The organism is Corynebacterium sp. HMSC08F01 (assembly GCF_001807545.1).
Lineage (GTDB): Bacteria > Actinomycetota > Actinomycetes > Mycobacteriales > Mycobacteriaceae > Corynebacterium > Corynebacterium coyleae.
In genome coordinates this window covers 33,823-54,507 of sequence record NZ_KV789310.1, presented here as the reverse complement: position 1 = coordinate 54,507, position 20,685 = coordinate 33,823, and the positions used below count along the sequence as shown (strand labels likewise).

The following is a 20,685-nucleotide window of genomic DNA, read 5'->3' as shown; positions in this document are numbered from 1 at the left end:
TGGTCTAGTTCCTTTCTGCGGCTTGTGCGATTGCGGCTGCGAGACGCTCAACCGCCTGCTGGATCTCGTTGTCGCTAATTACCAGGGGTGGGGTGAGTCGGATGACGGTGTCGGACGGCGCGTTCAGAATGACGCCGTGTTCGAGCCCATGCTTGACGACGAGCTTCGCAACCGGTTGCTCCAGCACAACGCCGAGCATCAGGCCCCGGCCGCGCACTTCCGCGACGCCGGGAACGTTTCTGGTTTCGTCGATAAGCACTGCTGCTTTGCGACGAACATTGGCCAGGAACCCATCGTCAATCGTGTCCAGCACCGCGTTGGCCGCAGCACATGCGACGGGGTTGCCACCGAAGGTTGTGCCGTGGCTGCCCGGAGTGAACAGTGTCGCGGCTTTACCGCGGGCTATCGTCGCGCCGATGGGCAGTCCCCCGCCGAGACCTTTGGCCATGGTGATGACATCCGGCACGACCTCTGCGTCTTCGAAGGCGAAGAAGGTGCCGGTGCGGCCGACTCCGGTTTGGACCTCGTCGGTGATGAAGAGAATGCCGTGCTCGTCGCAAAGCGAGCGCACCGCCTGCAAGAAGCCTTCGGGCGCCGGGATGACGCCGGTTTCGCCCTGAATCGGCTCCAAGATGATGGCGGCAGTATCGGTAGGGTTCTGCTCAACCAGAGCCGTCAGCGCATCAATGTCGCCATACGGGTAGAACTCCACGCCGGCGGGCAATGGCGCGAACGGGGCCTGCTTCTCTGGCTGTCCGGTCAGCGCGAGCGAGCCCATGGTGCGGCCGTGGAAACCATGCTCGGCTGCGAGGATGCGCCCCCGACCAGTGAGACGGGCAAGCTTAAACGCGGCCTCATTGGCCTCTGCGCCGGAGTTACTGAAAAACACACGGGCGGTCTCGTCGCCGACGCGTGCGCGCAGCTTCTCCGCTACTTCAACCACCGGATGGGAACCAAACAGGTTAGATACGTGACCGAGAGTGGCCACCTGCTGCGACACCGCCTGCACGATGGCTGGGTTGGCATGTCCCAACGCGTTCACGGCGATGCCTGCGAGCATGTCGATGTACGTTTTCCCGTCGGCATCGGTGACGGTAGCGCCATCGCCAGCGACGAGTTCAACCGGCGGGGCTGGGTACGTGTCTAGCAGTGACTCCGACCAGCGTGTAGCGAAGTTGCTCATGCCTCATCCTTCCTAAAGATTGTGCCGTCTGGGTAGTGGGTGCGGTCGTAATCGTCTGGAAGCACCATCGTGCCCACACCACCCATGGTCAGTAGTTCGAGAAGCACTGAGTGGGCCACACGACCATCAATAACGTGTGCCGCTTTCACCCCGCCCTGGACCGCAGTCAGGCAAGCTTCCATCTTCGGGATCATCCCGGTGTCTAGGCCCGGCAGCATCTTCTCAAGCTCGGCCGCCTCGATCTTGGACAAAAGCGAATCGCGGTTGGGCCAATCGGTGTAAAGGCCCTCCACGTTGGTGAGAACTACGAGGCGTTCCGCGCCGATCGCAGCTGCCAGCGCGCCTGCGGCTTCGTCAGCGTTGATGTTGTAGACCTCGCCGTTTTCGCCCGGAGCGATGCCAGAGACGACCGGGATACGGCCGGCGTCGATGATGTCCATCACCGCTGCCGGATTCACGTCGGTGATGGTGCCGACCAGCCCGATATCGACGAGCTCACCTTCCACTTCGACCTGGCGGCGCTTGGCCGTGAACAAGCCGGCATCCTCTCCTGAGGTGCCTACCGCGTACGGGCCGTGGGAATTGATCTTGCCCAGAAGATCTCGGCCCACCTGCCCGAACAGCACCATGCGCACGACATCCAGGATTTCCGGCGTGGTGACACGGAACCCGCCGACGAACTCGCCGCCGTCGAGGCCCAAACGCTTGAGCATCGCGCTGATCTGCGGCCCGCCGCCATGTACGATCACGGGCTTCGCGCCCACAGTGCGCAGAAACACCATGTCTGCGGCGAACGCCGCCTTGAGGTCTTCATCAATCATGGCGTTACCGCCGTACTTCACCACCACAATCTTGTCGCGGTAGTGCTGCAGCCACGGCAGGGCTTCAGCGAGGACGGTGGCGCGCTGTTCACTCGTTAGATTAGGCATCAACTCACCCACCTCCTAGCTCGAGTACGCGGAATTGATCTCGACGTAGGCGTGCGAGAGGTCGGTTGTGCGCACGGTTGCGCTGCCCGCTCCCCCGGTGCCCAGGTCCACAACAACGTCGATGTCGGCTCCGCTCAAGTCAACGTCGCGGGCGCCCGGTGCGCCGGTCGACTGTTCGCATACGGTCTGACCGTTGAAGGTCACGGAGATGTTCTCCGCATCCATCTCGGCATCGGCCATGCCTACGGCTGCCAGCACGCGGCCCCAGTTCGGATCGGAGCCGAACATCGCAGTCTTGACCAGGCTGTCGCGGCCGATCGCGCGCGCTGCGTTGAGCGCTTGTGCGTCGTCGCGTGCTCCTTGGACGGTGATCGCGACACGCTTGGTCACGCCTTCCGCATCCGACTGCATCATCGCCGCTAGCTTCGCGCACGCTTCGTGCACTACGGCGTTGAGTTCTGCTTGCGTTGGGGCCACGCCACTGGCACCGCTTGCCATTGCGACGACCGTGTCGTTGGTAGAAGTCGAGCCATCAATATCCAACGTGTTGAACGTCGTGGCACAGGCTTGCTCGAGCGCAGCCTGCAACGTGGCGCTGTCAGCCTTTGCGTCGGTGGTGATGCAGACAAGCATCGTCGCCAGCGACGGCGCCATCATGCCGGCACCCTTTCCCATCGCTCCCACAGTCCAGCCGTCGCCCTTGACGACGACTTCTTTCGCCACCGTATCTGTCGTCCGAATCGCATCTGCAGCACCCGCTCCATCATCGCCGAGTTGCTTGACTGCGACACCGATACCGGCTTCCACCTTGTCCATCGGAAGTGTGTCGCCGATCAGCCCCGTCGAGCAGACCGCAACGTGGGCTGGGTCGACCCCGATGCCTTCTGCGGTCAGGCGCTGCATGGCTTTTGCGTCTTCGTATCCTTGTGCGCCGGTACACGCGTTCGCGTTTCCCGAGTTCACAATCAGAGCCTTAATGGTGCCGCCAGCTGCAGTCTCACGGCTCACTTTCACTGGCGCTGCAAACACTTTGTTCCGAGTAAATACGGCTGCACCAGCGAACTCCGGGCCTTCGTTGACAACCAATGCGAGATCACGGTTGCCAGACGCCTTGATCCCGGCGCTGATACCTGCAGCGCTAAAGCCCTTCGGGGCGGTTACTCCGGTGGTGGTCATGAATTGTTCGTTTTTCCTTTCAACAGGGGTGGAGAGTCGTTGTGAAGTGGCGGTTACGGAGCCACCGCAGCTCGCGATAGTCCTGCCCCTTCGTCCCACCCGAGTGCAAGGTTCATGCATTGCACAGCGGCACCACCAGTGCCCTTGGTCAGGTTGTCGATGGCACTCGTCGCCACCAACTTGCCGGCGTGCTCGTCCACTGCAACCTGCACGGCACACATGTTCGTGCCCACGACATGCTGGGTCTGCGGCTGCGAGCCTGCCGGAAGCAGCCTGACAAACTGTTCTCCCTGGTACGCCTGTTCGTACGCGCTATTTACCGCCTCTGCTGTAACGCCCTGCACCAATGGTGCGGTCACTGTGGTGAGAATCCCACGCGGCAGCGGTGCCAGTACCGGGGTAAAGCTCACGGAAACCCTGGCGCCAGCAACACTCTCGAGATTCTGTTGGATTTCTGGTGTGTGCCGGTGCGTCCCGCCGACGCCATAGGCTTTCAAGGAGCCCATCGTTTCCGCGCCGAGGAGATCCACATTCGCCTTCTTGCCAGCACCTGAGACACCGGAAACGGCGACAATGGTCAGGTCAGGCTCCACGAGCCCAGCCTGGAGTGCTGGCCAGGCCGCAAGCGTTGCCCCAGTGGGAAAACACCCCGGGACAGCGACACGGTTTACCCCCTGTAGGGCGGCCCGCTGACCCGGCAGTTCGGGAAGCCCGTAAGGCCAAGATCCTGCATGCTCAGAGCCGTAGAAACGCGTCCATTGCTCGGCATCGCGCAACCGAAAATCTGCAGCGCAGTCAATCACGACGACGTCCTCGCCGAGCGCCTGTCCGATCTCGGCGGAGTGGCCGTGCGGCAAGCCGAGGAACACAACATCGTGGCCAGCGAGCACATCGATTGTTGTCGGCTCAATGACCCGATCTGCAAGTTCCGGCAGATGCTGCATAAGATCGCCGACCTGCTGGCCAGCGTTTGATGCTCCGGTTAGCGCACCAATCTCTAACGTTCCCGCCAGGTAGGCGGGGTGCCCGAGCAGCAGACGGAGAATCTCACCCCCTGCGTACCCGGTGGCTCCGGCGACCGCAACCTTGATCACACTTTCTGACATAGCGGACAGTGTATCAGTTATGCAGTGCGCCGTAAGTTATTCACGGATTAATATTTACCCGCGCATTTCTGCGCCGAAGCGCTCCTTAGCCAACTCGGCTGCCTTGAGGCGTGCCTCCGAGCCTTCCTCTTCCTTCAGCGTGCGATCGGGCGCACGGAAGGCCAGGCCGAATGCGAGAGACTTCTTGCCCTCGCCGAGGGATTCCGAACGGTAGACGTCGAAAAGCGTTACGTCCTCGACAAGCTCACCTGCGCCCTCAACGAGAGTGCGACGGACGTCTTCAGCCGGAACTTCCTCATCGACGACGAGCGCGATGTCCTGGTGCAACAGCGGGAACGACGACAGGCGCGGCGCCGGAAGACGCTCCTCCAGCGGGATCGCAGTCAGGTCGAGCTCCATCGCGCACGTGCGCGCTGGCAGGTTTAGCTTCTCCAGAATCTGCGGGTGCAGCTCGCCAGCATGGCCAACGACGATACGCTCGCCAGCAGCATCGCGGACAGAGAGTTCCGCACAGCGCCCCGGGTGCCACGGCAGAACCTCGGCAGCGACGATGTCGAGTTCAACACCGCATGCGCGGGCGACGATCTGCGCAGACTGGATCGCGTCCGACCACTCATAGGCGCGCCCATTGCCCCACGGCCCCTCGAGCTCGACGTTGCCGAGCGCCACCGTTGCGGCATGCAGATTCTGCTTTGGCAGCGACTGAATAAGTTCTGCGACAACGTCGTCTGCTGGACGCTGGGTAACGGCCGGCAACGGCGAAACATCCGCGCGCTTCTCAGAGGTCTGTGCAACCGCGTAGAGCGCAATATCGCCACGGCCGCGGGCAACATTGCGGCCTGCTGCCTCGAGCATCGACGGCAGAAGCGTCGTGCCCAAGATGCCGTAGTCAGCATCCAACGGGTTCTGCACCTTCACCGTGTTGCGGCGCGGATCGTCTGCGTCGAGCCCCCACACGTCGAACGTGTCGTTGGCAATAAACGGCGTCGGGATGATCTCCGCGTAGCCGGAGTACGCCAGCGCGTGCGTGACCGCGCGACGGCGACGCTGCAGCGGGCTCAAGCCGCGACCACCACGCGGTGTTGGCAGGATCGACGGGATATCGTCGAGTCCCTCAAGGCGCACGACCTCTTCGACAAGTTCCACCGGAACGGTGATATCGGTACGCCATGTCGGCGGCGTGACCTGAAGGTTCTCACCCTCGCCTGCGATAGTGCAGCCGACCTCCTCAAGACGGCGCACAACCGTATCGCGGGAGTAGTCCACACCGATGAGCTCCGACGGGCGCGAGGCACGCATGGCAATCGGCTCACGCGGTTTAACGTCACCGACAAGCGTACGGCCAGCCTCGATCGAGCCGCCAGCGATCTCGACGAGGAGCGCACAAGCGGCATCCAGAGCGACCTCGACGATGGCGGGGTCAACGCCGCGCTCAAATCGACGAGAGGCCTCCGAGCTCAGCTTCAGGCGACGTGCAGTACGAGCAACAGTCAGCGGATCCCAGGTTGCAGCCTCGAAGTGGACGTTCACGGTGTCGTCGGAAATCTCCGACGTCGTGCCACCCATAACGCCGGCGAGGGACTGGATGCCGTTGTCGTCGCTGATCACCACATCGTCTGCGGTCAGCGTCCGCTCAACGTGGTCGAGCGTTTCAAACTTCTGACCGACCTCAGCAGTGTGCACCCGTAAGCCGCCGGAGATCTTGTCGGCGTCGAATGCGTGCATCGGCTGACCAAGCAACAGCATGACGTAGTTAGTCACGTCAGTCGCCGCGTTTACAGAGCGAACACCGCTGAGCATGAGTTCACGCTGCATCCAGAACGGTGCCTGCGCCTTCGGGTCGATGCCCTTCACGGTGCGCAGACCGAAACGCTGCGCCTTCGTCGAGGCCTCAACCTCGACGGGGATGCTCTCGCCTGCCGGCTCCGGAACAACAGACATATTAACGCCTGCGATCGACGAATCCTGCGCGACATCCTTAAACGCCAGGTCGAAGGCGGATGCGATCTCACGGGTCAGGCCGCGCGCAGACAGTGCGTAGCCACGGTCCGGGGTGACGTTGACCTCGAACACGGTGTCGCCGGAGCCGAGGATCTCGCGAGCGTCATCGCCCGGGGTCGCTGCCCCCTCCTCCAGTGTGATGATGCCTTCGCTCTTTGTAGCCAGGCCAAGTTCTGCTGCGGACGCCATCATGCCGTTCGAAATGTGGTCGTAGGTTTTGCGCGCGGAGATAGCAAAGCCACCTGGCAATACCGCACCCGGAAGCGACACGATGACTAGGTCGCCTTCCTTGAAGTTTCGCGCGCCACAGATGATGCCCTGCAGTTCACCTGTGCCGTTGGCCTGTCCGACATCAACCTGGCAGTAGCGGATGGGCTTCTTAAACCCGGTCAGTTCCTCGATCTCGGCTACTCGGCCAATGACGAGCGGGCCGGTCACCTCAGGCAGCGGCTCGTAGCCCTCGGTCTCAAAACCGACGCGGACAAAACCGGCGTCCAATTCCTCGTCGGAGGGATTGAAGCCCTGGTTGCCTGCCTGATTAAGCAGGCGGGTGATCCAATTCTTGGAAATAAGCATTCTTTGGTTCTCCTTTTACGCCTGCACGCCGAACGGAATAGTGAAACGGACATCGCCTTCGACCATGTCGCGCATATCCGACAGGCCATTGCGGAACTGCAGCGTGCGCTCAAGGCCCATGCCGAACGCAAAACCGGTGTACTCCTCCGGGTCGATGCCAACAGCACGCAGCACGTTCGGGTTGACCATGCCGCAGCCGCCCCACTCAATCCAGCCAGCGCCGCCCTTCTTATTCGGGAACCAAACGTCCACCTCGGCAGACGGTTCGGTAAACGGGAAGTAGTTCGTACGCATACGGGTCTTGGTTTCCGGGCCGAACAGCACCTTAGCCAGGTGGTCGAGCGTGCCGCGCAGGTGCGCCATCGTCAGTCCCTTGTCCACAGCGAGACCCTCCACCTGGTGGAACACAGGGGTGTGGGTGGCATCGAGTTCGTCCGTACGGAACACGCGGCCCGGGCACGCAATGTAGATCGGCACATCGCGCTCAAGCATCGTTCGCACCTGCACCGGCGAGGTGTGTGTACGCATCACCTGCTTGGAGCCTTCTTCGCCAATGTAGAAGGTGTCCTGCAGTGTGCGGGCCGGATGGTCCGGAATGAAGTTCAGCGCGTCGAAGTTGAAGTACTCGGCTTCAACCTCGGGGCCTTCGGCCACTTCCCAACCCATGCCGATGAAGATGTCGGCGATGTGCTCCGACAGTGTGGTGATCGGGTGCATCGCGCCGGCGTAAGCACGTGCGGTAGGCAACGTGACGTCAACCTTTTCCTCACGCAGCTGCTTCTCACGGTGCTCAGCTTCGCGGACCTGGCGCAGCTGGGCATAGACCTTTTCGGCGCGGCCACGCGCCATGTTCACAAAGCGACCAGCGTCCTTACGCTGATCCTTTGGGATAGAGCCCAGCGACTTGCGCGCCTGCATGATTGGGGCCTTCTCCCCCAGGTGCGCGCGATGTGCATCTTCAAGTGCTGCGAGATCCGCAGCTGCTTCGAAAGCAGCAACCGCGTCGTCTGCTGCCTTGTTCAGGGCTTCCTCGGTCAGTTCAATATCCGGAAGTTGTGTTGCGTTGTCGGCCACGCTTACGCTCACCCGCGCCTTTCCACAAGTGCTCTGCAGCTCAGGGCGTCTGCAGCGATGTCGGTTCAAAAGCGTCCACCACTTTACCCGTGGAGCCGACACATGAATGCGCGAGGGGGACATGCGATAGGTGTCGGTATCGCGATTACCTTTCGTCTGCGTCGAGCGCCTTGGAGGATTCCCAGAGGCACATGGATGCAGCGGTAGCGAGATTCAGCGATTCCGCGCTGCCCTTAATCGGGATGGAGATCCGGTGATCAGCATTGGTGAGAAGCTCATCGCTAAGCCCGTGGGCCTCGTTGCCAAACAGCCACGCTGTTGGGCGTGCAAGCACCTCGTCCGCTTGCGCGAGGGATGTCTCCCCCGACGCCGAGGTTGCCACCGTAGCTAATCCTGCAGAATGCAGCTGCCCAATTACCCGGTGGACATCACGGTCACGTGCCACTGGTACGTGGAACAACGATCCTGCGGTGGAACGCACCACTTTCGGCGACTCTGGATCGACGGTGTCCCCAGCGAAGATGACTGCATCCGCACCCAGCGCATCTACTAGGCGGATGATCGTGCCTGCGTTGCCCGGGTCGTTGGTCTCCACACACACTGCGACTAGACGGGGCCGGCCCTTGAGGATCGACGGCACCGTCCACAGCACCGGCCTACACACCGCGAAAATACCCGTGTTGGTCACCGCGTCGGCGAGGTGCTGAGCAGCTTTGTCGTTGATGGCATGCGTATAGACATCCATGTAGCCAGCGGCGCGCACAACTTCCTCGAAACGCTCAGCCGCTGCTTCGGTGACAAACAAGTCTGTTGCTGCACCCGTAGCCACCGCCGCTTCCACGGCGTTCTCCCCTTCCGCGAGAAAAGCTTTTGCTTTGCGACGACCCGCCGCGCGTTTCAGCTTCGCAGCGTTGACCACACGCGGGGTGCGCTCAGTAAACGGCTGCTCAAAATCCAATGCCATGGCCGATACCTTACCGCGAACAAAAACCGCCCCGTCCCACCTGGTGTGGTGGGACGGGGCGGTGTGTCGTCGAAAAGCGAAAGCGCTTACGCAGCGTTCTTCGGAGCGTTGACGTCCTCCGGCAGAGCGTTCTTTGCAACCTCGCACAGGGCGGAGAATGCAGCGAAGTCGCTGACAGCGAGCTCGGCGAGGATCTTGCGGTCGACCTCAACCTCAGCCAGCTTCAGGCCGTGGATGAGGCGGTTGTAGGTGATGCCGTTCATGCGTGCACCAGCATTGATGCGCTGGATCCACAGCTTGCGGAACTCACCCTTGCGCTTACGACGGTCGCGGTAAGCGTAGGTCTGGGAGTGCAGCCACTGTTCCTTAGCCTTGCGGTAGAGGCGGGAACGCTGGCCACGGTAGCCCTTCGCGGACTTGAGGATTGCGCGGCGCTTCTTCTTAGCATTGACTGAACGCTTCACACGTGCCATGAGTCAAACTTCCTTTTCTTATCTCGTAATCGGTTGATTGATCGGGCAGTGCTTAGGACATGCCGAGGAGGCGCTTTGCGCGCTTGACGTCAGCCTTAGCGACGTCGGTGGTGCCGGAGAGCTTGCGGCGACGCTTCGAGGAGAGCTTCTCGTTCAGGTGGCGCTTACCAGCCTGCTCGCGGCGCAGCTTGCCCTTGCCGTTGACCTTGATGCGCTTTGCGGTGCCCTTGTGGGTCTTCTGCTTCATGGTGAAAGCCCTTCAGAGTGTCGGTTATTTCAAAACTTACTTTTTGCCCTTGCGAGCCGGTCCGAAGACCATCGTCATGTTGCGGCCGTCCTGCTTCGGGCGGGACTCGACCACACCCAACTCGCCGATATCCTCAGCGAGACGCTCCAGCAGGCGGTAGCCCAGCTCAGGGCGGGACTGCTCGCGGCCGCGGAACATGATGGTGACCTTGACCTTGTTGCCCTTCTCCAGGAAGCGCTCAACATTGCCCTTCTTGGTCTGGTAGTCGTGCTCATCGATCTTGGGACGGAACTTCTGTTCCTTGACCACGGTCTGCTGCTGGTTCTTACGGGCCTCGCGGGCCTTCTGATCCTGCTCGTACTTGAACTTGCCGTAGTCCATGATCTTGGCCACAGGCGGCTTAGCGTTCGGCGCCACCTCAACCAAGTCGAGATCCGCTTCGTACGCCAGCTTGCGGGCATCATCCGTACGGACAATGCCGACCTGCTCGCCGGACGGGCCGACAAGGCGAACTTCGGGGACGCGGATTCGATCGTTAATCCGAGCTTCAGCGCTGATGAGAACTCCTAGAGACTTCGAGAAACAATGTCGTTGCCGCTCTGGGTCACATTCGGGGTGATCTCACGCGAAAAACCCGCTCACCGAAAAACGGTGGCGGGAGATCGTCCAGGCATGCCAACATGTGGCACACCGTTTGACCCGTATCCAACTCGGCTCAACGCCAGCGGCTTGGGGTGGGATTCACTCCTCTTGTGGCCCGCGCATCCGTGAAATGGACACGCTGGGCGGTGCGAAGTGAATAGTACACGCATTACACGCGTGCACCAAATCGAGCTCTCCTACCCTTTTATCAACACATCCTGGAGGAACTCGCCGGTGAAGGACCCTTCGACCTTGGCCACGTCCTCCGGGGTGCCCTGCGCAACCACGGTGCCGCCGCCTGAGCCACCTTCCGGACCCATGTCAATGATCCAGTCAGCGGACTTGATCACATCCAGGTTGTGCTCAATGACCAGCACGGTATTGCCCTTCTCCACCAGCCCGTTGAGCACCAGCATGAGTTTGCGGATGTCTTCGAAGTGCAGGCCGGTGGTCGGCTCGTCGAGAATGTAGATCGTGCGACCGTTAGAACGCTTCTGCAGCTCCGCGGCGAGCTTCACGCGCTGTGCCTCACCGCCGGACAGCGTGGTTGCGCTCTGCCCGAGTCGGACGTAGCCGAGACCGACATCTACCAGCGTTTGCAGGTAGCGGTGGATCGAGGTGATCGGCTCGAAGAACTCGGTTGCCTCGGAGATCGGCATGTCGAGCACCTCGGCGATGTTCTTGCCCTTGTAGCGCACTTCGAGCGTCTCGCGGTTGTAACGTGCACCCTGGCACACTTCGCACGGGACGTACACGTCCGGCAGGAAGTTCATCTCGATCTTGATCGTGCCGTCGCCACGACACGCCTCACAGCGGCCGCCCTTGACGTTGAAGGAGAATCGCCCGGCCTTGTAGCCGCGAACCTTCGCCTCCTGAGTCTCGGCGAACAGGTTACGAATTTTGTCAAACACGCCCGTGTATGTCGCGGGGTTCGACCGCGGCGTGCGCCCAATCGGGCTCTGGTCCACCTGCACGAGTTTGTCCAGGTGCTCCAGGCCTTCGACCTTCTTCACACGCCCGGGCACTTGGCGCGCACCGTTCAGTTGGTTTTGCAGGGTTTTCGCCAGAATCTGGTTCACCAGCGTCGACTTGCCCGAGCCCGATACACCCGTGACAGCCACAAGTACGCCCAGCGGGATACTCACATCGACGTTGTCTAGGTTGTTCTCGCGGGCACCAACAACCTTGAGCATGCGCTGCTTATCGACGACACGTCGCTGCTCCGGAACCTCAATCTTCTTACGTCCCGCCAGGTAATCACCAGTGAGCGAGTCCTTCGCCTTCAGGATGCCCGCCGGATCTCCCTGGTAGACCACCTCACCGCCATACTCGCCAGCCTTGGGTCCGATATCGACGAGCCAGTCGGCCTCACGGATCGTGTCCTCGTCGTGCTCGACAACAACGAGCGTGTTGCCGAGGTCGCGCAGCTTCTTCAGCGTTGCGATCAGGCGCTGGTTGTCTCGCTGGTGCAGTCCAATGGACGGCTCGTCAAGCACGTACAGGACGCCGGCCAAACCGGAACCGATTTGCGTCGCCAAGCGAATGCGCTGTGCTTCACCACCGGACAGCGTGCCGGCAGAGCGCGCGAGCGTCAGATAGTTCAGGCCGACGTCGAGCAGGAAGTGCAAGCGCGCCTGGATCTCTCGCAACACTGCACCAGCAATCATCTCCTCGCGGTAGCCCAGCACGAGGTTGTCCAGGTACTCGGAGGCGTCCTCGATGGAAAGCTCCGTCAGGCCCGCGATGGACTTCTCGCCGTGCGTCGTTGATGCGAGACGCACTGCGAGGATCTCAGGCTTCAGGCGGGCACCCTTACAGGTCGGGCACGGCACCTCGCGGGTGAATGCGAGAAGCCGTTCCTTCTGCGTATCCGATTCGGCCTGTTCAAGCTTGCGCTCGATGTAGCCCACAATGCCCTCGTAGGCGGCGGTGTAGGAACGTTGACGGCCGAAGCGGTTCTTGTACCGGACGTTGATCTTGGTCGACGAGCCGTGAATCAGGTGTTTCTGCTGCGTTTTCGTCAGCGAACTCAGCGGAGCGCTTGCGTCGAAACCCTCTTCCTTCGCCAGTGCCTCGATGAGTTTGGTGAAGTATTTCTTGTTCGGGCTCGAGTTCCACGGCTGGAACGCATCAACCGCAGGCGCATCCGGATCGGGAATGATCAGGTCAACATCAATCTCTTTGCGCACGCCAAGGCCGTCGCAGGCCGGGCAAGCGCCGAATGGCGAGTTGAACGAGAAGGCACGTGGCTCGTACTCCTCCACGTTGAGCTTGTGCCCGTTCGGGCAGGCCATCTTCTCGGAGAAGATCTGTACGCGCTCCGGGTCGTCAGCGTCGAGATCCACAAAGTCGAAGCCCACGAGGCCGTCCGCCAGCTTCAGCGCTGTCTCCACGGAGTCAGTGAGACGCTGCTTTTGGCTCGCCTTGACCATCAAGCGGTCCACCACAACGTCGATGTTGTGCTTGATCTGCTTTTCCAACTTCGGCGGGTCGGTGAGTTGGTAGGTCTCCCCGTCCACGTTCACACGCGCATAACCCTGGGCGGCGAGGTCTGCAAACAGGTCCTGGAACTCACCCTTACGCTTGCGCACGATCGGCGCAAGCACCTGGAATTTCGTGCGCTCTTCGTACTCCAGGATCCGGTCAACGATCTGCTGTGGGGTCTGTCGCTCAATCACAGCGTCACATTCCGGACAGTGGGCGGTACCCGCACGCGAGTACAGCAAACGCAGGTAGTCGTAGATCTCAGTAATCGTGCCTACCGTCGAGCGCGGGTTGCGGTTGGTTGACTTCTGGTCAATGGACACCGCTGGGCTTAACCCATCGATGTAGTCGACGTCGGGCTTGTCCATCTGCCCCAGGAACATGCGGGCATAGGACGACAGCGACTCAACGTAGCGGCGCTGGCCTTCGGCGAAGATGGTATCGAAGGCCAGCGAGGACTTGCCCGAGCCCGACAGTCCGGTGAACACCGCCATTTTGTCGCGGGGCAACTCGACATCTACGCCCTTGAGGTTGTGTTCCCGAGCACCACGCACAATAAGTTTGTCGGCCACGTCTTCGCCTTTCGTCGATTCGTACTCCCAAGAAACTACCAACGTCGCGCGCTATACAAACATTCCTTACTACTGTGGCGGGCATGAGTACTTCGCTGAAGCTGCACCAGGTTTCCGTATCCGCCATGGACAACAACTGCTACCTTCTCTCTTCCGGGGAGCAAGGTTTGCTTATCGACGCCGCCGATGAGCCCGAAACCCTCTTCGCCATGGCCCGCGACGCCGGCGTGGAAATTACCGCGGTTCTCACAACACACCGCCACCACGACCACACCCGCGCTCTGGAAGCAGTGCTGGAGGCAACCGGCGCCACACACTACGCACCGTTTTTGGATGCCCCTGCACTTCCCGTCGCCCCCGATGTGGAACTGCGCGACGGTGACACCATCGAGTTCGCCGGCCATCGCATTCCTGTGGGTATCTTGCGCGGGCACACTCCCGGCGGCGCGTTTATCGCGGTAGACATCGACGGCACCCCGAACCTTTTCGTGGGCGACTCCCTATTCCCGGGGGGCTTGGGCAAAACCCAGTCCGAGGGTGATTTCGTGCGACTCTTCAACGATGTGAAACAGAAGCTTTTCGACGCCTTCCCCGACGACGCAATCGTTCGCCCTGGCCACGGAAAACCCACCACGCTGGGCGCAGAACGGCCGCACCTTGACGAGTGGTGGGAGCGTCGCTGGTAAGTGGCGTTGTGCAATAGGACACAGCTGGCCTGGCGCAAAATCGCTACACTCGGTGGGAGCACAATCAGCTACAAAACGTAAGGATTTGGGTACATATATGATTCGCAAAATCGCACGCCCAATGCTGGCATCGGTCTACGTGATCGACGGCGTTGAGACGTTGTTGAACCCGGCAGCCCACAAGGACTCCGCAAATACTGTCCTGAAGAAGCTGCGCACCGCTGTTCCGGCCGAGTACCGCGGCTTCGTTCCGGAGGATCCGGAATCCGCTGCAAAGATTGTCGGCGGCGTTAAGGCTGGCGCTGGCTCCCTGTTCGCAATCGGCAAGTTTCCGCGCCTGTCCGCCACCCTGCTGGCTGCAACCGCGATCCCGACGGTGATCGGCCGCCACGCATTCTGGGAGGCCGACAGCGAGGAAGAGAAGGCTCGTCGTCGCAGCGGCGCCCTGACCGACCTCGGTCTTGCTGGTGGCGTGCTGCTGGCAACTGTTGATACGGCTGGCAAGCCGAACATGAAGTGGCGCGCGCAGAACGCCGCGTCCGTTGCGCAGAAGAACATCAAGCAGGCGCTGCCAACCAAGTCTGAGACCGAGAAGGCCTTTGACAAGGCTGGTGACTGGTTCTCTGACCGCACCGACCAGGTTGCCGATTACATCGACGACAACAAGGGCGACTGGAAGAAGGCCGCTTCCAAGGCCGGCGATACCGCTAGCGACTGGTTCGACGACGCTAAGAAGCAGGCTTCGAGCTTCCTGTCCGACGCGGGTGACTGGCTCGATGACGCTGCAGACAAGGCAGAGGGCAAGGTCGATGACCTGAAGCCGTCGAAGATCCAGCAGTTCAAGGCGAAGCGCAAGGTCAACAGCGTTGTTGGTGACCTGCAGGATCAGCTCAACGATCTGCAGCCGTCTACTCTGGACAAGTTCAAGGCGAAGCGCAAGGTCAACAAAGCAACCGCGAAGGCTCAGGACAAGGCGCAGGGTGCCATCGACAAGCTGGAGAAGGCTTGGGACAAGCTCGATGCTGATCCGTCCTGGATCACCAAGCTGAAGTGGAAGCGTAAGGCCAAGAAGGCTGAGAAGCGCGCGAAGAAGCTGGTGAAGAAGGCTCAGAAGAAGCTCAGCTAAGCACTGAACTTAGTTGAACGTTACGGCCCCGAGGCGTTGGGAATATTTCCCGCCTCGGGGTTGTTTGTTTTGGGGATGCAGGATTTACAGCACAATCTTTCACCTGACCCCGTCGCCGACGAGCAGTCTCACGCGGATACGTTGTTCGCACACCTCGACGCCGAGGTGGCTCGTGCCCGTGCGAGGCTCGAAGAGGTTCAGCGTGATGTTGATCCGGACAACCCGGATTCGGACGCTCTTGTGCGGCGAGAAACTGAGTACCACGGCCTCAATGCCAAATTGGACACGCTTGGCGTTGCTGAAGCCGGGCTTGTCTTTGGGCGCATTGACGTTGCAGACGATGAGCCCGAAAATCCAGTGCCGGGGCGTGAGGATTTGGACCGGCGCTACATTGGTCGACTCGGCATTGACGACCGCGAGGATAACTACCGCACGTTGTTGCTCGATTGGCGTGCCCCGCTCGCACGCCCCTTCTACCTTGCGACGACCGCCCACCCAGAGGGCGTGGAGACGCGCCGAAATATCCGCATGCGGGGGCGCAAGGTTACTGCGGTAGATGACGAGGTGCTGTCCGGCGACAACGCAGACACATCGGTGGCCGGGGTTGGCTCTGAGGCTGCGCTTCGCCGTGCGATGAATGAAGCGCGCACGGGTCATATGCGCTCAATCGTGGAGACGATCCAGCGCGAGCAGGACGAGATCATCCGCGATCCAACCCGCGGCGTGATGGTTGTACAGGGCGGTCCGGGTACGGGCAAGACTGCGGTTGCCCTGCACCGTATTGCCTATTTGATGTACACGTGGCGCGAGCAGCTCAGCCGCACCGGCGTGCTTATCGTGGGTCCGAACCCGGCGTTTTTGGAGTACATCTCCCGTGTGTTGCCGGAGCTCGGCGAGACTGGCGTAGTGCTTTCCACTGCTGATCAACTCGTCCCCGGGTTTACGCCTACGGGCAGCGATTCGATCGCGGCTCGGGAGGTGAAGGGGTCGGAGGAGATGGTGACGATTCTCAAGCGCGCCGTGCAAGCCTACGAAACTGTTCCCGACAAGCCGGTCGTGCTGACGATTGATTCAGTAGCCATTGAGGCCACGCCCGCCATGATCAAGGCCGCGCGCACTCGCGCACGTCGCTCCCGCCGGCCGCACAATCAGGCGCGTCCGTTCTTTGCAGAACACCTCACCCAATCGCTGGCGGAGGCTTTGGCCCAAAAGATTGGTGAAGATCCCCTCGGTGGTGCCAACCTGCTGTCTGCTGCAGACGTAGATCAGCTCCACGATGACCTCGCCGATGAGCCACAGGTGCTAGCGCTTATCGACGAGCACTTCCCCGAGCTCGACCCCACCGACCTACTCGGTGAGTTCCTCACCGATGAGGATGCTATTGCGCACGCTGCTTACGACTACGACGACTACACACGTGCGGCGCTGCTGCGCTCCCCGGAGGAGGACTTCTCCCCCGCCGATACTGCACTTGTGGACGAACTGGCGGTGCTGATCGGCACCGTCGTTCCGGAAGAAGCCCGCTGCAAGGAAGAAGCCGAGTGGCGCGAACTCGTGGAGGAGGCCGAAGACGCGCTGGATATCCTTGCCTCGTCCGAGTCCACCGATAACGATGACGACCAGTTTGAGGCGGAGATTCTTTCTGCGGCTGACGTGATCGACGCAGAGACGCTCGCTGCTCGTCAGCGGGTCACTGATAATCGTTCTACCGCGCAGCGCGCCAGTGCGGATCAAACATGGGCCTATGGACACATCATCGTCGACGAGGCGCAGGAGTTATCCCCAATGGAATGGCGCATGGTGTTTCGCCGGTGCCCGGCAAGGTGGATGACCCTTGTCGGAGATACCGCGCAGACTTCCTCGCCAGCAGGCGTGGACGATTGGACCGCAGCACTCGAACGCTTTGTGGGTCAGCGCTTCCGTCTCCACGAGCTGACGGTGAACTACCGCACGCCGAAGGAAATCTCAGATTATGCGGCGGAAGTTCTGACACAAATTGATCCGGAGGCGACTGCACCGACGGCAATCCGATCCACCGGCATTCCGGTTGATTTTCTGCCGGCAGGTGCGGAGGTCGTCGACAAGCGGGATGGGTTGCATGCGGTGATCGATGTGCACAACGTCGACGAGATGAAAGGCCTCGAATTCGACCACGTCACCGTGGTGGAGCCACAAAAAATCGTAGAGGCCTCGCCACAAGGGTGGCAAGACCTCTACGTCGCTGTCACCCGCGCCACGCAGACGCTGACGGTGATCGGGAACTAAGCGGGAAACCGCTTAGTTCACGGTGTGGACGATCATGACGTCGCAGTTGGACTGACGCGCGACATCAGCCGGCACCGAACCGAGCAGACGGCCGGTCAGCGAGTTGATGCCACGGTTACCGACGATGAGCAGGTCAGCGTTGTTGTCGTTGACGATCGCCATGAGCGCCTCAACCGGGGTACCCGGACGGGTCGCGGTCTGGACGTCGGGTGCACCGAAGGAACGTGCGTGCTCAGCGGCACCCTCAAGGTTCTCTAGAGCCTTCTGGTCACCGAGGATGGTCACGGAGTCCTGGCGCAGGGCCTTGGCAGCCTCATCCTCGTTCTCGTAGTAGGCGGTGCCGATAACGAGGGTGGAGCCGAATGCAGCAGCCAACTTAGCGGCACGCTCTACGGCCAGGAGGGACGACTTGGACCCGTCGGAGCCAACAACAATGGTCTTGTACGGGGAATCGGCCATGTGGAAATCACCTTTCAAGATTACGGCGCGGATATCGGGGACATTCTACCCACGAAGGATTTAATTGTGTCCCTCAGACCGGGTATCGACGAGCATGACATCCACCGGCGCCTTCTTCGCCACGTTGCCCGGGATATTGCCGAAGATCCGGCCCGCCATGGAACGCATGCCCTTGTTACCTACAACGAGCAGATCAACGTCATATTCCTGCACCGATTCCACCAGCACGGTCGCGGGTTGGCCGCCTGAGGAGACCAGGTTGATTTCCTTCGCCTGCTCCTCTTCAGCAATCTTCTTTGCCTCAGCCAAAATGTTGCGCGCGTTCGTCTCCGTCACGATGTCGACACGGCTGAGCTCCGCGTTGGTGGAGTTCAGCATCGACCCAGACGCCGTGTAGTGCGCGCAGATAATCGTGAGTTTCGCGTCGTACACGCGTGCAAGGCTTGCGGCGGCACGCACGGCGACCATGGAAGTCGGTGAACCGTCAGTACCGACGGCGATAGAAGTGTAGGTGTGCATGAGGATTCTGTCCTTTCGCTAATTTCCTGTGTCTTTAATACCACGCAGTTCGCGTTTGAGGTCAGCGATCTCATCCCTGAGGCGTCCCGCCAGCTCAAACTTCAGTTCCCGAGCGGCGTCGCGCATCTGGACGGTGAGGTCGTCGATAAGCTTTTGCACCTCGTCAGAGGCCATGTTCGCCACATCTGGCTTCTCCGCGACAGCGGTGTCTGAACTCAGCGACGCTGGCGCGTCCGCATCCGCGTTCTCGTAGACCTGATCCAAAATGTCGGCGATAGCCTTGCGCAGTGGCTGCGGGTCGATGCCGTGTTCCTTGTTATATGCGATTTGTTTTTCGCGGCGACGCTCGGTCTCGTCGATTGCTTCCTGCATCGATTCGGTGATCTGGTCCGCGTACATGATGACCTCGCCGGAGACGTTTCGGGCTGCACGACCGATCGTCTGGATGAGCGACTTCGTCGACCGCAGGAAACCTTCCTTATCGGCGTCGAGGATGGCGACGAGCGAAACTTCAGGCAGGTCGAGGCCCTCACGCAGGAGGTTAATGCCGACCAAGACGTCGAACTCGCCAAGGCGCAGCTGGCGTAGCAGTTCGACACGCTGCAGGGTATCAATGTCCGAGTGCAGGTAGCGGACCTTGATGCCGTTATCCAGCAGGTAATCGGTGAGATCCTCGGCCATGCGCTTTGTCAGTGTGGTCACAAGCACGCGTTCGTTTTTGTCCGTGCGGCCGCGGATTTCGTCGATAAGGTCATCGATCTGTCCCTTCGTCGGCTTCACGGTGACCTTCGGGTCTACCAGGCCAGTCGGGCGGATGACCTGCTCGACGAGCTCGCCTTGCGCTGCCTCAAGCTCGTAGTCGCCCGGGGTCGCGGACATGTAGACCGTCTGGCCGACGCGCGCTTCGAACTCATCAAACGTCAGCGGGCGGTTATCCACCGCGGACGGCAAACGGAACCCGAACTCCACCAGGTTGCGCTTTCGCGACATATCACCCTCGAACATGCCACCGATTTGTGGGACGGTGACGTGCGACTCGTCGATAATGGTGAGGAAGTCTTCCGGGAAGTAGTCGATCAGTGTCGCCGGCGCAGAGCCCGCGGGGCGACCATCCATGTGGCGCGAGTAGTTCTCAATGCCGGAGCAGAACCCGACCTGCTGGATCATCTCCAGGTCATACTCAGTGCGCATACGCAGGCGCTGAGCCTCCAACAACTTTCCTTTGTTCTCCAACTCCTCGAGGCGGTCTGCAAGCTCTTCTTTAATCGCCTCGATCGCCTTTTCCATGCGCTCGTCAGTGGCCACATAGTGCGTTGCCGGGAAGATCCGGACCTCGTCTTCCTGGCTGAGCACATCGCCCGTCAACGGGTGGATGTAGTAAAGCGAATCCACTTCGTCGCCAAAGAACTCCACACGCACCGCGACTTCTTCGTAGGCCGGAATAATGTCCACGGTGTCGCCTTTGACGCGGAAGGTACCGCGCTTGAAGTCGATGTCGTTGCGTTCATATTGGACGTCGACAAGCAGGCGGAGGAAGCGATCACGTTCCACCTCTTCCCCGACGCGCAGGACAACGGAGCGATCCAGGTACGACTGCGGGGTACCCAAGCCATAGATGCAGGACACCGAGGACACCACGACGACGTCGCGGCGCGACAACAATGCGGAGGTTGCGGAGTGACGGAGGCGCTCGACGTCGTCGTTAATGGACGAATCCTTTTCAATGTAGGTATCCGTCTGCGCGATGTAGGCCTCCGGTTGGTAGTAGTCGTAGTACGACACGAAGTACTCCACCGCATTGTTCGGCAGCAGTTGGCGAAGCTCGTTGGCCAACTGCGCAGCCAACGTCTTGTTCGGCGCCATCACAAGGGTGGGGCGCTGTTGCTTTTCGATCAGCCATGCCGCAGTTGCGGACTTACCGGTACCGGTCGCACCCAGTAGCACGACATCGCGCTCGCCGCGGTTGAGGCGTTCATCCAACTCGGCAATGGCGCGCGGCTGGTCGCCAGAGGGTTGGAACTCTGACACCACCTCGAATGGTTTTTCGCGCCGCTCAATCTCACCGACAGGGCGAAACTCGGACTGCGCGAGGACTGGATGTTCAGCAGCAAAAGCCATGCTCGCCAGTGTATCGACGAAACCAAAAACTGGATCTATAAGTAAATCTGCTTGCAGGCAATCACTAAAGACAATACCTTTGTAC

At 60.8% G+C, this 20,685-nt stretch carries 17 protein-coding genes; 3 read left to right on the top strand and 14 right to left on the bottom strand.

All coding sequences use genetic code 11. From position 1 onward, the window contains the following. Positions 1–4: 4 nt before the first annotated feature. The 11 genes from HMPREF3171_RS05965 to uvrA form a co-directional block, all read right to left on the bottom strand. Positions 5–1,183 carry an acetylornithine transaminase gene (locus HMPREF3171_RS05965; RefSeq protein ID WP_070483632.1) on the bottom strand — a complete coding sequence of 393 codons (1,179 nt, stop codon included), beginning with the start codon at positions 1,181–1,183 and terminating at the stop codon, positions 5–7. Then, entirely contained in the window at positions 1,180–2,112 is a 933-nt protein-coding gene (argB, locus tag HMPREF3171_RS05960) for an acetylglutamate kinase (protein ID WP_371327140.1), read from the bottom strand. Before argB ends, HMPREF3171_RS05965 begins: the two co-directional genes overlap by 4 nt. 15 nt (positions 2,113–2,127) lie before the next feature. Next, the gene (argJ, locus tag HMPREF3171_RS05955) at positions 2,128–3,288 is read right to left on the bottom strand and encodes a bifunctional glutamate N-acetyltransferase/amino-acid acetyltransferase ArgJ (protein ID WP_070483628.1); all 1,161 of its coding nucleotides are present in this window, start codon (positions 3,286–3,288) and stop codon (positions 2,128–2,130) included. 53 nt (positions 3,289–3,341) lie between these two features. Then, positions 3,342–4,394 (bottom strand): N-acetyl-gamma-glutamyl-phosphate reductase, encoded by a 1,053-nt coding sequence (argC, locus tag HMPREF3171_RS05950; protein WP_070483626.1) that lies wholly within the window; start codon positions 4,392–4,394, stop codon positions 3,342–3,344. 54 nt (positions 4,395–4,448) lie between these two features. Then, positions 4,449–6,971, bottom strand: coding sequence for a phenylalanine--tRNA ligase subunit beta (gene pheT / locus HMPREF3171_RS05945; protein WP_070483625.1), 2,523 nt, complete (start codon positions 6,969–6,971; stop codon positions 4,449–4,451). A 15-nt stretch (positions 6,972–6,986) separates the two neighbouring features. After that, entirely contained in the window at positions 6,987–8,057 is a 1,071-nt protein-coding gene (gene pheS / locus HMPREF3171_RS05940; protein ID WP_246815335.1) for a phenylalanine--tRNA ligase subunit alpha, read from the bottom strand. A 133-nt stretch (positions 8,058–8,190) separates the two neighbouring features. Beyond that, positions 8,191–9,009: a TrmH family RNA methyltransferase gene (locus tag HMPREF3171_RS05935; RefSeq protein WP_070483621.1), complete on the bottom strand. Its 819-nt coding sequence runs from the start codon at positions 9,007–9,009 to the stop codon at positions 8,191–8,193. An 86-nt stretch (positions 9,010–9,095) separates the two neighbouring features. Continuing rightward, on the bottom strand, positions 9,096–9,482 hold the full coding sequence (gene rplT / locus HMPREF3171_RS05930) for a 50S ribosomal protein L20 (RefSeq protein WP_070422916.1): 387 nt from the start codon (positions 9,480–9,482) through the stop codon (positions 9,096–9,098). A gap of 52 nt (positions 9,483–9,534) precedes the next feature. Further along, positions 9,535–9,729 carry a 50S ribosomal protein L35 gene (gene rpmI, locus HMPREF3171_RS05925; RefSeq protein ID WP_070422917.1) on the bottom strand — a complete coding sequence of 65 codons (195 nt, stop codon included), beginning with the start codon at positions 9,727–9,729 and terminating at the stop codon, positions 9,535–9,537. Between the two features lie 36 nt (positions 9,730–9,765). Continuing rightward, entirely contained in the window at positions 9,766–10,287 is a 522-nt protein-coding gene (gene infC, locus HMPREF3171_RS05920; protein WP_083279489.1) for a translation initiation factor IF-3, read from the bottom strand. Positions 10,288–10,568: 281 nt separating this feature from the next. Then, a complete protein-coding gene (uvrA, locus tag HMPREF3171_RS05915; protein WP_070483646.1) occupies positions 10,569–13,427 on the bottom strand; it encodes an excinuclease ABC subunit UvrA in 2,859 nt (952 codons plus the stop codon). Between the two features lie 83 nt (positions 13,428–13,510). Here uvrA and HMPREF3171_RS05910 point away from each other — a divergent pair, with 83 nt between their 5' ends. From HMPREF3171_RS05910 to HMPREF3171_RS05900, 3 genes are all read left to right on the top strand, one after another. Then, entirely contained in the window at positions 13,511–14,113 is a 603-nt protein-coding gene (locus tag HMPREF3171_RS05910; RefSeq protein WP_070483619.1) for an MBL fold metallo-hydrolase, read from the top strand. A gap of 97 nt (positions 14,114–14,210) precedes the next feature. Further along, positions 14,211–15,239 carry a DoxX family protein gene (locus tag HMPREF3171_RS05905; RefSeq protein WP_070422920.1) on the top strand — a complete coding sequence of 343 codons (1,029 nt, stop codon included), beginning with the start codon at positions 14,211–14,213 and terminating at the stop codon, positions 15,237–15,239. Positions 15,240–15,314: 75 nt separating this feature from the next. Further along, positions 15,315–17,504, top strand: a complete 2,190-nt coding sequence (locus tag HMPREF3171_RS05900) for a HelD family protein (RefSeq protein ID WP_070483617.1) — start codon at positions 15,315–15,317, stop codon at positions 17,502–17,504. A gap of 12 nt (positions 17,505–17,516) precedes the next feature. Here the strand turns inward: HMPREF3171_RS05900 and HMPREF3171_RS05895 are convergent, their stop codons facing one another. The 3 genes from HMPREF3171_RS05895 to uvrB are packed head-to-tail and all read right to left on the bottom strand — an operon-like array spanning position 17,517 to position 20,600. Then, positions 17,517–17,963 carry a universal stress protein gene (locus tag HMPREF3171_RS05895; protein WP_070422922.1) on the bottom strand — a complete coding sequence of 149 codons (447 nt, stop codon included), beginning with the start codon at positions 17,961–17,963 and terminating at the stop codon, positions 17,517–17,519. Positions 17,964–18,023: 60 nt separating this feature from the next. Further along, positions 18,024–18,482, bottom strand: a complete 459-nt coding sequence (locus tag HMPREF3171_RS05890) for a universal stress protein (RefSeq protein ID WP_070422923.1) — start codon at positions 18,480–18,482, stop codon at positions 18,024–18,026. An 18-nt stretch (positions 18,483–18,500) separates the two neighbouring features. Further along, complete coding sequence (gene uvrB / locus HMPREF3171_RS05885) at positions 18,501–20,600, bottom strand: excinuclease ABC subunit UvrB (RefSeq protein ID WP_070483615.1); 2,100 nt, start codon at positions 20,598–20,600, stop codon at positions 18,501–18,503. Positions 20,601–20,685: the final 85 nt, after the last annotated feature.